The sequence below is a fragment of the Pseudomonas sp. HAR-UPW-AIA-41 genome (genome assembly GCF_002304225.1).
GTDB lineage: Bacteria > Pseudomonadota > Gammaproteobacteria > Pseudomonadales > Pseudomonadaceae > Aquipseudomonas.
On record NZ_NSLB01000001.1, the window covers coordinates 302,991 to 314,425 of the forward strand.

General features: G+C 64.8%; 15 protein-coding genes. 3 read left to right on the top strand and 12 right to left on the bottom strand.

Annotated features, from left to right (window positions below; translation table 11 throughout):
* Positions 1 to 26: 26 nt before the first annotated feature.
* The 7 genes from CK486_RS01445 to CK486_RS01470 all read right to left on the bottom strand — a co-directional run bounded on the left by CK486_RS01445 (position 27) and on the right by CK486_RS01470 (position 5,418).
* Positions 27 to 1,775 carry an amidohydrolase family protein gene (locus CK486_RS01445; RefSeq protein WP_095938502.1) on the bottom strand — a complete coding sequence of 583 codons (1,749 nt, stop codon included), beginning with the start codon at positions 1,773 to 1,775 and terminating at the stop codon, positions 27 to 29.
* A 128-nt stretch (positions 1,776 to 1,903) separates the two neighbouring features.
* Positions 1,904 to 2,233, bottom strand: coding sequence for a DUF2025 family protein (locus CK486_RS01450; RefSeq protein ID WP_095938503.1), 330 nt, complete (start codon positions 2,231 to 2,233; stop codon positions 1,904 to 1,906).
* A 125-nt stretch (positions 2,234 to 2,358) separates the two neighbouring features.
* The gene (locus CK486_RS01455) at positions 2,359 to 3,066 is read right to left on the bottom strand and encodes an endonuclease (protein WP_095938504.1); all 708 of its coding nucleotides are present in this window, start codon (positions 3,064 to 3,066) and stop codon (positions 2,359 to 2,361) included.
* A 58-nt stretch (positions 3,067 to 3,124) separates the two neighbouring features.
* Positions 3,125 to 3,349 (bottom strand): hypothetical protein, encoded by a 225-nt coding sequence (locus tag CK486_RS01460; RefSeq protein ID WP_095938505.1) that lies wholly within the window; start codon positions 3,347 to 3,349, stop codon positions 3,125 to 3,127.
* Between the two features lie 3 nt (positions 3,350 to 3,352).
* A complete protein-coding gene (locus CK486_RS01465) occupies positions 3,353 to 4,060 on the bottom strand; it encodes a YebC/PmpR family DNA-binding transcriptional regulator (protein WP_095938506.1) in 708 nt (235 codons plus the stop codon).
* Positions 4,061 to 4,223: 163 nt separating this feature from the next.
* Entirely contained in the window at positions 4,224 to 4,352 is a 129-nt protein-coding gene (locus tag CK486_RS18260) for a hypothetical protein (RefSeq protein ID WP_256574336.1), read from the bottom strand.
* A 160-nt stretch (positions 4,353 to 4,512) separates the two neighbouring features.
* Positions 4,513 to 5,418: a prenyltransferase gene (locus CK486_RS01470; protein ID WP_095938507.1), complete on the bottom strand. Its 906-nt coding sequence runs from the start codon at positions 5,416 to 5,418 to the stop codon at positions 4,513 to 4,515.
* Positions 5,419 to 5,634: 216 nt separating this feature from the next.
* Between CK486_RS01470 and CK486_RS01475 the strand changes: the two genes are divergently transcribed.
* Positions 5,635 to 6,045, top strand: a complete 411-nt coding sequence (locus tag CK486_RS01475; protein ID WP_095938508.1) for an HPF/RaiA family ribosome-associated protein — start codon at positions 5,635 to 5,637, stop codon at positions 6,043 to 6,045.
* Between the two features lie 79 nt (positions 6,046 to 6,124).
* On the opposite strand, the gene CK486_RS01480 is transcribed toward CK486_RS01475, so the two are convergent.
* A complete protein-coding gene (locus CK486_RS01480) occupies positions 6,125 to 6,406 on the bottom strand; it encodes a peptidylprolyl isomerase (RefSeq protein WP_095938509.1) in 282 nt (93 codons plus the stop codon).
* A gap of 107 nt (positions 6,407 to 6,513) precedes the next feature.
* The gene (locus CK486_RS01485) at positions 6,514 to 7,599 is read right to left on the bottom strand and encodes a calcium:proton antiporter (RefSeq protein WP_095938510.1); all 1,086 of its coding nucleotides are present in this window, start codon (positions 7,597 to 7,599) and stop codon (positions 6,514 to 6,516) included.
* Positions 7,600 to 7,790: 191 nt separating this feature from the next.
* Here CK486_RS01485 and CK486_RS01490 point away from each other — a divergent pair, with 191 nt between their 5' ends.
* Both CK486_RS01490 and CK486_RS01495 read left to right on the top strand, forming a co-directional pair.
* Positions 7,791 to 8,642: a CAP domain-containing protein gene (locus tag CK486_RS01490; protein ID WP_095938511.1), complete on the top strand. Its 852-nt coding sequence runs from the start codon at positions 7,791 to 7,793 to the stop codon at positions 8,640 to 8,642.
* 113 nt (positions 8,643 to 8,755) lie between these two features.
* Positions 8,756 to 9,421, top strand: a complete 666-nt coding sequence (locus tag CK486_RS01495) for a hypothetical protein (protein WP_095938512.1) — start codon at positions 8,756 to 8,758, stop codon at positions 9,419 to 9,421.
* Positions 9,422 to 9,474: 53 nt separating this feature from the next.
* Here the strand turns inward: CK486_RS01495 and eco are convergent, their stop codons facing one another.
* The 3 genes from eco to CK486_RS01510 all read right to left on the bottom strand — a co-directional run bounded on the left by eco (position 9,475) and on the right by CK486_RS01510 (position 11,346).
* Positions 9,475 to 9,948, bottom strand: a complete 474-nt coding sequence (eco, locus tag CK486_RS01500; RefSeq protein WP_095938513.1) for a serine protease inhibitor ecotin — start codon at positions 9,946 to 9,948, stop codon at positions 9,475 to 9,477.
* Positions 9,949 to 10,081: 133 nt separating this feature from the next.
* Positions 10,082 to 10,525 carry a DUF2846 domain-containing protein gene (locus tag CK486_RS01505; protein WP_095938514.1) on the bottom strand — a complete coding sequence of 148 codons (444 nt, stop codon included), beginning with the start codon at positions 10,523 to 10,525 and terminating at the stop codon, positions 10,082 to 10,084.
* Positions 10,526 to 10,653: 128 nt separating this feature from the next.
* A complete protein-coding gene (locus CK486_RS01510) occupies positions 10,654 to 11,346 on the bottom strand; it encodes a GNAT family N-acetyltransferase (protein ID WP_095938515.1) in 693 nt (230 codons plus the stop codon).
* Positions 11,347 to 11,435: the final 89 nt, after the last annotated feature.

Consider the following 11,435-nt stretch of genomic DNA (forward strand, 5'->3'; position numbering starts at 1 on the left):
CGGGGCAGTCCCTGCCGGGCTTATCGTCAGGCGGTCACGCCGGCGCGCAGGAACTGGCCGAAGCCGCGCTGCTGGCCAAGCTGTTCGTTGAACTGCTCGCCATCGAAGGCCAACTGGCCGTTGATCAGCACGGCGCGCACGGCATCACCGCGGTTGACCATGCGTTGCAGACCACCGAAGGCCTCCATCGGCGCCTCGTGGTACTGGCTCAGGCTGTCGTCCAGGCGGCTTGGGTCGACCACCACCACGTCGGCGCGCCGGCCCAGTTGCAGGGTGCCGGCATCGACGCCGAACCACTGCCCCAGCTCGCCGGTCAGGCGCCACACCGCCTGCTCCAGCGGCATCACCGGCTGGCCGCGCTGCTCAGCATCGCGCACCAGCTTGAGCAGGCGCAGGGCGAAGTTGTAGAAGGCCATGTTGCGGATATGGGCGCCGGAGTCGGCAAAACCGATCAGCGTGCTGGGTTCGGCCACCAGTTTTTCCACCACCTCGGGGCGGTGGTTGGCGATCACCGTGCGCCAGCGCAGGTGCGGGCCGTGCTCGACCAGCAGATCGAGGAACAGATCGCCGGGATGCTGGCCGCGAGCCCTGGCCAGCTCGCCGACGCTGTGGCCGACCACGCTGGCATCCGGGCAGGCGACTATCCAGGCATCGTCGAAGTCGCGGTGCCAGACGCGTGGGCCGAAGCGCTTGTCGACGTCTTCACGGAAGCGCCGGCGGTAGTCGCTGTCCTTGAACAGTTCGCTGCGCAGGTCGTGGCTGGCCAGGTGCAGGGCGGCCTCGCCGGCGGGAAACTCCTCGAACACCACGAACTCCATGCCGTCGGCATAGGTTTCAAAAGGCACCGGCAGGGTCTGCCAGCGGAAGTCGCCCCGGCCCAAGCGGTTGAACCAGCGGGTCAGCGGGCCGAGCAGCCTGGCCAGCCAGGGATCGGTCTTGACGTCCATCAGGGTGATCAGCGTGGTCTTCAGCGGCTTGCGCAGGAACAGGCCGAGGCTGGCCCAGAGAAAGGCCAGCACGTTGTATTTGGTCACCAGATTCGGTGCGCCCTGATGGATGCGCCCGCGGCGCCGCAGCACCCGGTTGAGGGCGGCGTATTCGCGCCACGGCGCATACACCGAGGGCAGCGACTTGGAGCGCTCGCGCTCGCCGTCGAGCTTGTCCCAGGGGTTGGTCATGCTCGACAGACCGAGCAGGCCTTCGTCGAGGGCTTCATCCAGCAACTGCTGCATGCGCTGCAGTTCTCTGGCGCTGGGCCGGATACCAGCATCCACCGCACGGCTCAGGCCCATCACCGCCACGCGCAGATCGGAGTGGCCGAGGAAGGAGGCCACGTTCGGCCCCAGCGGGTGACGGTCGAGAAAGTCAGCATATTCGCGTGCGCTGGACCATTGCTTGCGTTCTTGCAGCAGCGGCAATACGTGCTCGCGCGGTACCGATTCGACGCGGGTGAACAGGTCCGAGCAATCCTCGGGTGCCGACAGCACCATGCTGATCGAGCAACTGCCGATCATCACCGTGGTCACGCCGTGGCGCACCGATTCCTTGAGCGCGGGGGCGGCCACCAGTTCGGCGTCGTAGTGGGTGTGCATGTCGATGAAGCCGGGCATGACCCAGCAGCCCTGGGCGTCGATCACCTGCGGGCAGCCTTGGGTGTCCAGCGGCTCACTGCTGAGGGTAACCAGCTTGCCGTCGCGGATGCCCAGATGGCGCAGCGCGCCGGGGTTGCCCAGACCGTCGAAGAACAGGCCGTTGTTGATCACGACATCGAACATGCATGGCGCTCCACCGGAGTTGTACGAACGTACAAGCATAGGGTGGCTCTGGCCGATGACCAGCGGCAAAGCGGCACAGCTGGCGGCTGATTCGGTCAGCCGCCGGGCAAGAGGTTTTTCAGGACTTGTCAGGCTGGCTGGCGCAGGTAACGCTCGGCCTGGATTTCAGGCAGGTCCTGGCGGCGCAGGTACAGGCGCAGCGGCTCGCTGATCTGCAGGCGATCATCGACGTTCTGGTCGATCAGCAGCTGCAGGCGCTCGCGGCTGAGGGTCATCAGGTTGCCCAAAAGCGGCTTCCAGACGAACTCGCAGGCCGGGACGATGCGGTCGTCGGGGACATCCTTGCCGAAGGAGTCCTCGCTGAAACGGACGATGTACTGGCAGGTCTTGGCGTTGTAACCAACCAGCCCCTGCAACTGGTCGGCGGCGGCACAGATGGTGGCGGAGGTGATGCTCATGGCGGGTCCTCTGGATAACTGACCAGGCATCCTAGAGAGGCATCACGGGCAAACCTTGAGCCTGATCAATAAGCCGTGCGTTGCCAGGTGCGGCGCCGCGTCGCGCTGGCGGTCCTAGCAGGTGTTTAGCGCGGGCAGCGGGCCAGATCGACCGGACCCACATGCGGGTTGCCCCAGCCCATCACGCAGGCCAGTTGCTGGTTGCGCTGGCGTTCCCAGGTGCTGACCGGGTACTGCCGGTTCCAGGCGCTGAACAGCTGGCGCTCTTGCTGGGACAGGTGCAGTGCATAGCGGTCGCTCATGTAGAAATAGGTGCGGGCGATGATGCCGCGCACCTTGGCCCGTGGCATGGCCTTGCGGGCCTTGAAGTCGACCACCATCGGGCAGGCACCGTACTGCGTCGGGGGTTGCGGCAGCCAGGCGAAGCGGTAGTTGCCACGGTCTCCGTTGACCTCTCCGATGCTCGGCACTAGGTTGAACAGATCGGCTTCGGCGCGCTGAAAGACCCGGTCGCTGCGTGCGCAATACTGGCGGCCACCGTCCTGCCAGCACTGGCGCTGGTGGCCGATGACCCAGGCCGGGACTATATGTTCCCACTCGATACGGGCGGCGCGTTTGCTGTTCTTGCGCGGCACGTAGCCACAGCTGGCCAGGTCGACGCGGTTGCCCTGGTAGCGGCAGCCGCAATAGAACTCCACCGACTGCGGCGCATACAGGCGCCAGGCGATCTGCTTGGCTTCGCTGAAGGTGCGCGGCGGGGTGGCCTGGGCAGGGAAACAGAGCCCCAGAATGCCGGTCAGCAGCGTGAGGAACAGCAGGTAACGCGAGGGCATCTACGGCATCCCGGCAAAAGCGCCGCATCATAGCGGGGTGCAGGGTTTTGCCAAGGTCTCAGTGCAGGCTGGAGGAGGCTGTGCCGTGCAGGCTCTGGGCGTTGCTGAGGCGTTCCAGCTCGCGGCGCACCATGCTGGCGAACTCCGGCGGCTTGAGTGCATACAGCTCGGTGGCGACCCAGGCCAGCCAGCGCGGGCCGAGGGCCTCGCGCTGTTCCAGCAGGCGCAGCGCCTCGGCGCGGGCGCGCCCGGCGTGCTCCTGATGGAATTGCTGGCGACTCACGGCTTAGTGGGCGTCCAGACCGACGTAGACGTTCTGCACGTCGTCGTGGTTGTCCAGGGCCTCGAGGAAGGCTTCGACTTCTTCCAGTTCGGCGCCGGACAGGCTGACCGGGTTCTTCGCCTTGTAGCCGAGCTTGGCCGAATGCACGGTGAAGCCGAAATCCGGCAGTGCCTTGCTCACGGTGTCCAGGTCGGTCGGCTCGGTGTAGAACATCGCCAGGCCGTCTTCACCGGCGGTTTCGAAGTCCTGAGCGCCGGCTTCGATGGCGGCCAGTTCGACGTCGGAATCGGCGCCGGTCGCTTCAGCCTCGATCATGCCGAGGTGATCGAAGTCCCAGGCCACGGAGCCGGCGGCACCCATCTGGCCTTTGCGGAACAGCACGCGGATTTCCGCCACGGTGCGGTTGATGTTGTCGGTCAGGCACTCGACGATCAGCGGCACGCGGTGCGGGGCAAAGCCTTCATAGAGGGTGCGCTCGAAGTTGACCACTTCGCCGGACTGGCCGGAGCCTTTCTTGATCGCGCGCTCCAGGGTGTCCTTGGGCATCGAGGCTTTCTTGGCCTGGTGCACGGCCAGACGCAGGCGCGGGTTCATGTCCGGATCGGCGCCGTTACGCGCGGCGACCATGATTTCTTTCACCAGTTTGCCGAAGATCTTTCCTCTGGCGTTGGCGGCGGCTTCTTTAGGTTTGGCTTTCCACTGGGCGCCCATGGCGTTTCTCTCGCTGACTTCATCTGGAAGCGCAAAGCCCTTGGCTTTGCGCGGGATTCAGGGGGCAGATTCTAGCGAGGTTGGCGCCGGCTGGCACCCGGCAAAGCATGTGAGGCGGTGAAGGCGCGGCGACGCCGGACCGGTGGCGACGCCGCAGACGGTTTCACTGGGATGAGTGACTGCCCAGCAGAGTCTGGTTGTGCTTCTTGTCGCGCTTGGCCATGCGCTTGTCATGGGCCGACTTCAGCGGTTTTTTCCTGGTTTCCTTGTGGGATTCATGGTTCTTGCTCATGGTCGCGATCCTCGGAAGAAAGGGGGGTGGACAATACAGTTCACAACCATGGGCACCTCCAAGGCGCAGCGGCCAACGCAGGCTGGTTCTGTCAGCGTAGTCCTGCCGGGCCGCAGTGGCGCGTGGCGGGACGGACGGTGGGCGCGGACGGGCAGGGCGGTCAGTTCAGGTGCAGACCGATAGCCAGCAGTACCGGCAGGAGCAGGGTCATAGCGACGTTGGCGGTCATGGCCGGCAGCAGGGCCGGCACCTGCAGCTTTGCCTGCCGGCAACGCCGTGCGGTCCACAGCGCCAGTGGGGCGAGCAGCAGGCTCAGCGCCACGCCGGGCGGGCACAGGCCGAACAGGGCCAGGAGCGCCGGCAGTAGCAGGGCCAGGGCCCACTGCAGACTGAGCACTCCGAGGATGGCGCGCGGGCTCAGGCACATGGGCAGGGTCAGGCGTCCAGCCGCGCGGTCGGCGTCGATATCCGGCAACTGGTTGAGCAGCAGCAGGTTGTTGCCGAGAAACAGCGGCGCCAGGCTGAGCAGCATGGCTGAGCCGCTGGTCTGCCCGCTCAGGGCCAGTTGGCCGCCGATCAGCATCAGCGGGCCGAAGGCCAGGCCGGGGGCGAACAGGCACAGCCAGGGCTTGCGGGTCAGCCAGGGGGTGTAGGCGAGAATCAGCGCGCAGCCGAGGCCGCCGATCAGCAGCAGCGCCGGCCAGGCCGGGCTGGTGAGAACGAAATAGGCGCCGATCGAGAGGGTCAGCGCCAGGCTGAGAATACCCAGCCACAGCGCCGCGCCGACCAGTTGCGGGTTGCCGGGCAGAGTGCCGCTGCCGCCGCTGAAGGGCGTGCGCTGCGTGCTCAGGTCGAGGCCGCTGCGAAAATCGTGGTGTTCGTTGAAGGCGTTGACGCTGACATGCGCGGCCAGTGCTGCCAGCAGAACCAGCAGCGCTTCGCCTAAAAAAAACGCAGTCACTGCGCTGCCTGGCCAGGCCAGGGCGACGGCCAGCAGCACGGTGTTCAGGCTGAGCAGAAGGAAGGGGCCACGGGCAATGCTGAGCAGGGCCGGGAGAGGAGGCATGCAGTTCCCCGCGAGCTATTTCCGGGATGGTAGGCGGCTGCCGGCGAGCCTGTCCAGCGTCGCGCGCCGGCTTTTGCGGCGGGTCTGATGCAGGTCACGCCAGAGTGTTTCGGCATGCAACAAATTCCCCCCAAGTGTGCCGACATGACGTAGGCTGAAACTGTCGCAGGAGCTATTCGCGACACTTCAGTTGTTTGGTTGAATAAGGAATGCCGTATGCAAATCCAGGTTCACAGTGACAACCATATCGATGGCAGTGCCCGTCTGGCTGATTGGGTCAGCACCTGTGTTGCCAGCAAATTCGAACGTTATGACGAGGATTTGACCCGCGTTGTCGTGCACCTCAACGATGAGAACGCGCACAAGGCCGGCGCCAATGACAAGCGCTGCCAGATCGAGGCGCGCCCCAAGGGCCAGGCGCCGATTTCCGTAACCCACAAGGCCGAGTCGCTGGAGTTCGCCCTCGATGGCGCTCTGGAAAAACTCGGTCATGCCCTCGACCACCAGATGGGCAAGCTGCGTACCAAGCGCGCCGCGGCCCAGCGTGAGAACGGTGAGCTGGTCGGCAACGCCGATCAACTGCTGGAAGAAGACTTCCTCGCCGATGAACTGATCCGTACCGCCTGATTGTTCAGGCCATAAAAAACCGCCGGTGGCGTGAGCCCCGGCGGTTTTTTCATGCCCGGCATTTAACCGGGGCAGGCACTCAGTCCCGACGGCTGGTGACTTCCAGCAGGTGGTAGCCGAACTGGGTTTTCACCGGGCCCTGCACCACGCCGACCGGCGCGCTGAACACTACGGCGTCGAATTCCTTGACCATCTGGCCACGGCCGAACGAGCCGAGGTCGCCGCCCTGACGGCTGGACGGGCAGGTGGAGTTGTCCTTGGCGACCTGGGCGAAGTCGGCGCCGGCTTCGATGGCAGCTTTCAGTTCGTTGCACTTGGCTTCAGTGGCAACCAGGATGTGACGGGCAGTGGCGCGGGCCATGGGATGACTCCTTGAATGAAGGGGGGGAGGTCCAGCAAAGGCGCACAGCCTAGCGCAATCGGCGGGGGATTCAACCGCGCAGGCTGTACGGGCTTGTCAGTGGTGGCTCAGGGCACCATGGCGAGGAACAGGAAGACGGCGAACACCACCAGATGCACGGCGCCTTGCAACACGGTGGCCCGCCCGCCGGACAGGGTCATGCTGGTCAGCAGCAGCGTCAGGGCCAGCAGGGCGATCTCCTTGGGTGGCAGTCCCAGAGCCAGTGGCAGGTCAAGGCTGATGGCGGTGATGGCGACGGCGGGGATAGTCAGACCGATGGTGGCCAGGGCCGAGCCAAGGGCCAGGTTGAAACTGGTCTGCATGCGGTTGGCCGCAGCGGCGCGGGTGGCCGACAGGGTTTCCGGCAGCAGCACGATCAGGGCAATGGCGATACCGACCACCGCATTGGGCATGCCGGCGGCATCTACCGCCGCTTCGATGGAGGGTGCTATGACCTTGGCCAGACCGACCACGGCGATCAGGGCCACCACCAGCAGCGCCAGGCTCACCAGCGCGACACCCGTGCCCGGTACTGTGGTGTGTTCGGCTTCCGTGGCGGAGCCTTCGGGCAGGAAGAACTCGCGGTGCAGCACGGTCTGAACGAAGACGAAAATGCCCCACAGCACCAGCGAAACCACGGCGGCAAAGATCAGCTGGGCGCTGGAATAGGTCGGCCCGGCGCTGCTGGAGGTGAACACCGGCAGTACCAGCGTAAGGGTCGCCAGCGTGATCAGAACCGCCAGAGCCGGCGTGGTGCCTTCCATGCGAAAACCGATAACCCGGTGACGGATGCTGCCCATGAGCAGGCACAGGCCGATCACCCCGTTGCACACGATCATCACGGTGGCATACACCGTGTCGCGGGCGAGGCTGGCCGAATCCTCGCCACCGGCGAGCATCATCGACACGATCAGCGAGGCTTCGATCACCGTGACGGCCAGGGCCAGCACCAGAGCGCCGAAGGGTTCGCCAACGCGATGGGCGATAACCTCGGCGTGGTGTACGGCGGCCAGCACCGAAGCCACGAGCACGGCGCCTGCCAGCATCACCAGCGGCCAGCTGGCCGACTGGCCGAACAGAGCGGCGAGCAGGGCGCAGCCAGCCGGTGGCAGCAAGAGTGTCCAGAGAGGGAGGTGGTGGGTGAGTCGCGACATGAATCTATTCCAGAACAGGCGACCGCTTCAGGCGGGCGCGTGAAAACCAGTTGACCGGGGCAGTATGACAGGCAGTGACTGTTTCGGTTCGTTTGCTCTGCAACTGCCTGTTGTTGTCTGTTCGCTCTGCAGGTGCTGCCACAGTGGCGCGCAATCAAGCATCATGGCGGCATTCAACCGAGGAGGTGGTCATGCGTGTGAGTTCTGTTGCCGTTGCCTGGCTGGCGGGGCTGTTGGGGGGCGCGGCGGCCTGCAGTGCCAGTGCCACGGAAGAGGCGCAGCTGATTGCGGCGATCAATACCTACCGCAGCCAGGTGCAGCTGTGCGCCGGTCAGGGCACTGGAGAGCTGCCGCCGTTGACCAGCGATACCCGTCTGGCCCTGCCGGTCGGTGCCGGCGGTGATCTGCAGGCGCAACTCAATGCCACGGCCTACCCGATGATGCGCGTGCAGTCGATCAACCTGTCCGGCCCGCGCGAGGCGCAAACGGCGCTCAAGGCGCTGAGCGAGAGTTTCTGCAAGGTGCTGCTTGACCCGCAGTTCGTCGATATCGGCGTCAGTCGGGTCGACCGCGACTGGCGCATCGTCCTGGCGCGGCCGCTGCTGGCCGGCAAGCTGGGCGACTGGCAGGCCGAAGGGCAGAAGCTGCTGGAGGCGGTCAACACGGCGCGGGCCCAGGCCCGTCAGTGCGGCAGCCAATCGTTCAATGCCAGCGCGCCATTGAGCTGGAATGCCACTCTGGGCAGCGTGGCCGAGGCCCATAGCCGCTCTATGGCCAACGGCAACTACTTCAGCCACAAGGACCGCGACGGCCGCACGCCGGGCGACCGGGCCGAACTGGGCGGCTACAGCGGCATGCAGATTGGCGAGAACATCGCCGCCGGCCTCGACACCCCGCGGCGCGTGGTTGATGGCTGGCTGGCCAGCCCCGGCCACTGCGCCACCCTGATGAACCCGCAGTTCCGCGAGCTGGGCTCGGCCTATGCGACCGATCCCAAGAGTGACGCGGGTATCTACTGGACGGCGCTGTTCGGCGCGCCCTGATACGTTGGCCTGACCGGCATCTGCGTTTCGTTCAGGGGTGATTCAGGTGCCGTTGATTATCGTGATGGCTGAACGCCGCCCATCGCCTGGGCGGCCTCTGTCGAGATGGCATCATGATCACACGTACCTTTGCTCTTGGCGCACTGGCCTTATTGGCCGGATGCTCCGAACTTCAACGCCTGCATGAGGAACAGGTGGCACGCGACTGCCTGCCGGCTTTTTCTCAGCAGAGGGGGCAGCGCGATGGAGCCTATGGGCAGCCTGCCGATGTCGGCTGGTTCAAAGCCTATTGTCCCCCACATCAGCAGGCCGCGGCGGTACAGGCCTATTCGGCCGGCTATAACGCCGGTCGGCCGCAAATTCAGCCGCCTTTGACGCGGCCGTCGGTCACGCCACAGATCCAGCCGCCGGCACAGCCTCAAACCCAACCGCCTGCCATTCGCCCGCAGGTTCAACCACCGGTTGTGATTGTGGTGCCAGGCAGCACTGAGCGGCCTGGAACGGCGATAGTGGTTCCCGAAAAGGGGCGCCCGGAACAACCTCAGGTGGTTCCGGATTACGAGGATTTGGCTTGGAAGGAACTGCCCGTCGTGGTGCCCGATCATCAGGATCAGGTCGGTCAGGTGGTACCTGAACCACTGCCGGATTACGGCAACTGGGTGCAGCAGGAGCCGCAAACGCTGCAGGAGCTGCCACAAGTGCAGCCACCGATGCTGGAACCGGGGGCTGGTCATTTCGGGGCTGAACAACCCTGGGAGGGCAGGGCTGAGGAGTCCTGAGCCAACGCCATGGCGCCGGCTCAGTTCGCGGTTCTGCCTTGAGGTTCTGTCCTCTAGCGAACACTTGCCGGCTGGCTGGCCCCGGCGGACCAGAGCCGGTAGCGCACCTCAACGCCGGTTGGCGCGTAGATCACCACCGGTAGTTTGCTGTTGTAGCGCAGCAGCGGCACTTCACCTGCAACCGGCACGAAGGCTTGCCGACGCGTATCGTCCGGGCAGGCCATGAGCGTGCTCATACCGGGGCCCACCTGGTCGAGTTCGTAATAGTCGTAGCCCCAGCCTTGCACGGTTTTCTGTTGCCACTGTCCGGCGAGGCGCTGTTGGTTGCAGTCCACGGTCTGGGTTTTGCCGGCGATCAGCTCAACCTTCAGAGACTCTTCATCGGGCTGTTGTGGTAGCTCGATTACATGGCGCTCAAAGCCCTGCATGGCGGCTGGGTAGGGTTTGAGCAAATCGGATGATGCAGCCATTGCCTGCAGTGGCATGAGGCCGGCCATAGTGAGCAGGAGAACGGTTTGGGAGGTCATTGTCTGTCCTTGCGTGGGGCGTGCAAATCAACGCGAGAGTAGCTAGGACTGCAGGTCAGCCAAGTCGGTTCCGGCTGCGGTGCTGAAACAGTGACTGCGGACGAAGCGATCAAACTCGTCCGCAGTGCCGCGCTTAACGCGCCAGTTCGGTTTCCGAGACGCCTTTGCGGCCTTCAGCCTCGGAAACTTGTTCCAGATTGGCGCCGCCAACGAACAGGCCGATCTTGATGTACTGGCGCACGAAGTGGTTCTTGCCCGCTTCGGCGTTCAGTACCAGGGTGTTATCGCCAAACTCGGACTCAGTGGCCAGCACGTGCTGTCCTGGAGTGATCTCGCGATAGAGGTAGGTGTTGATGGCGGTTTCGCCAATTGTCTGATCATCGATCTTGACGGTCTTCTTCAGCACGGGGCCAAGGGATGAGTCGCGGAAGATGTACAGACCGGCTTTGTCCTGCGCGGGCGCGGGGAAGGCCTTCAGAGCCTTGTCCTGCTCCGGGGATTCCATCGGCACTGAAGCGCAGCCGGAAAGCAGCGCGATAGTCAGGGCTGCCGAACACATCATGAAGTTTTTAGACATGGGTTACTCGTTCCTGAGTGGTGTCTTCTAGAGCGGCAATCTCACTGATGCCGGCGCGCACCATATCCGATCAACCTACTAATGCAAGCGCCGCATTCGGGGCTCAGGCTTTGTACTGACGGGTCAGCTCAGTGCAAGCGTTTGGCACCGCGGCGTTCTTCAACCAGCGCCTCTGCCTGCCGTGCCAGCTGGTCGAGCAGGCGGTCGCGTTTGCGTTCCGCGTCGCGCATGGCTTTCTCGCCATGCTGTTTGACCAGATAGGTATGGATCTGCCGCACTTCCTTGGACTGGAAGATGGGCGCCAGATCCTGCACCGCCACTGCGCCGTCCGAGGCGCGGTTACGGGTGTTCATCAGCACCTGTGGCCCGCGTGCGCCGAGCACGGCAAAGCCCATGGCCTCGAATACCGGCACCTGACTGGCCACGCAGGCCAGCGCGGCATGGGGGTGCAGCAGGATCATCCGCTGCAGCATGGCGCGGGCGATGCCCCGGCGGCGGTGGCCGGCCTGCACGGCCAGATAGAGCAGGGTGCAGGCCTCGGGGTCCTCCGGGCTGGGCAGGTAGAGGGCAAAACCCAGCACCTGCGACGGATCCTCGTCATCCAGGGCGAGGATCAGCCGGGCGCTGCCTGCGTCACTGCCCATGGCCTGCAGATACAGGTGCACCTCGAAGCCGATCACGTACTGATACAGCTGATAGAGCGGGTTGCTTGGCGTCAGCGGCGCGGGGCTGATGTCGCTGAAGTAGTCGACCACCATCTGCAGCACCTGGCTTTTCAGCGATTCGGGAGGCGGGCTGGTCAGCAGGGTGAGGGTGAACATCGGCAGGCAAACTCCGGGCAGGGCGGCGGTGGCCGGCCATTGTAAGCGAGCGCTGGCGGTTGCTCAGCGCCGTCGGGCCAGATTATCTG

Excerpts from the sequence above, each read along its gene's own strand:
- CK486_RS01450 (WP_095938503.1), bottom strand. The coding sequence starts at position 2,233 with ATGAGCATCACCTCCGCCACCATCTGTGCCGCCGCCGACCAGTTGCAG.
- CK486_RS18260 (WP_256574336.1), bottom strand. The coding sequence starts at position 4,352 with ATGAGCAAGAACCATGAATCCCACAAGGAAACCAGGAAAAAACCGCTG.
- CK486_RS01495 (WP_095938512.1), top strand. The coding sequence starts at position 8,756 with ATGATCACACGTACCTTTGCTCTTGGCGCACTGGCCTTATTGGCCGGA.
- CK486_RS01465 (WP_095938506.1), bottom strand. The coding sequence starts at position 4,060 with ATGGGCGCCCAGTGGAAAGCCAAACCTAAAGAAGCCGCCGCCAACGCC.
- CK486_RS01505 (WP_095938514.1), bottom strand. The coding sequence starts at position 10,525 with ATGTCTAAAAACTTCATGATGTGTTCGGCAGCCCTGACTATCGCGCTG.
- CK486_RS01480 (WP_095938509.1), bottom strand. The coding sequence starts at position 6,406 with ATGGCCCGCGCCACTGCCCGTCACATCCTGGTTGCCACTGAAGCCAAG.
- CK486_RS01490 (WP_095938511.1), top strand. The coding sequence starts at position 7,791 with ATGCGTGTGAGTTCTGTTGCCGTTGCCTGGCTGGCGGGGCTGTTGGGG.
- CK486_RS01470 (WP_095938507.1), bottom strand. The coding sequence starts at position 5,418 with ATGCCTCCTCTCCCGGCCCTGCTCAGCATTGCCCGTGGCCCCTTCCTT.
- CK486_RS01445 (WP_095938502.1), bottom strand. The coding sequence starts at position 1,775 with ATGTTCGATGTCGTGATCAACAACGGCCTGTTCTTCGACGGTCTGGGC.
- CK486_RS01475 (WP_095938508.1), top strand. The coding sequence starts at position 5,635 with ATGCAAATCCAGGTTCACAGTGACAACCATATCGATGGCAGTGCCCGT.
- CK486_RS01485 (WP_095938510.1), bottom strand. The coding sequence starts at position 7,599 with ATGTCGCGACTCACCCACCACCTCCCTCTCTGGACACTCTTGCTGCCA.
- CK486_RS01455 (WP_095938504.1), bottom strand. The coding sequence starts at position 3,066 with ATGCCCTCGCGTTACCTGCTGTTCCTCACGCTGCTGACCGGCATTCTG.
- eco (WP_095938513.1), bottom strand. The coding sequence starts at position 9,948 with ATGACCTCCCAAACCGTTCTCCTGCTCACTATGGCCGGCCTCATGCCA.
- CK486_RS01510 (WP_095938515.1), bottom strand. The coding sequence starts at position 11,346 with ATGTTCACCCTCACCCTGCTGACCAGCCCGCCTCCCGAATCGCTGAAA.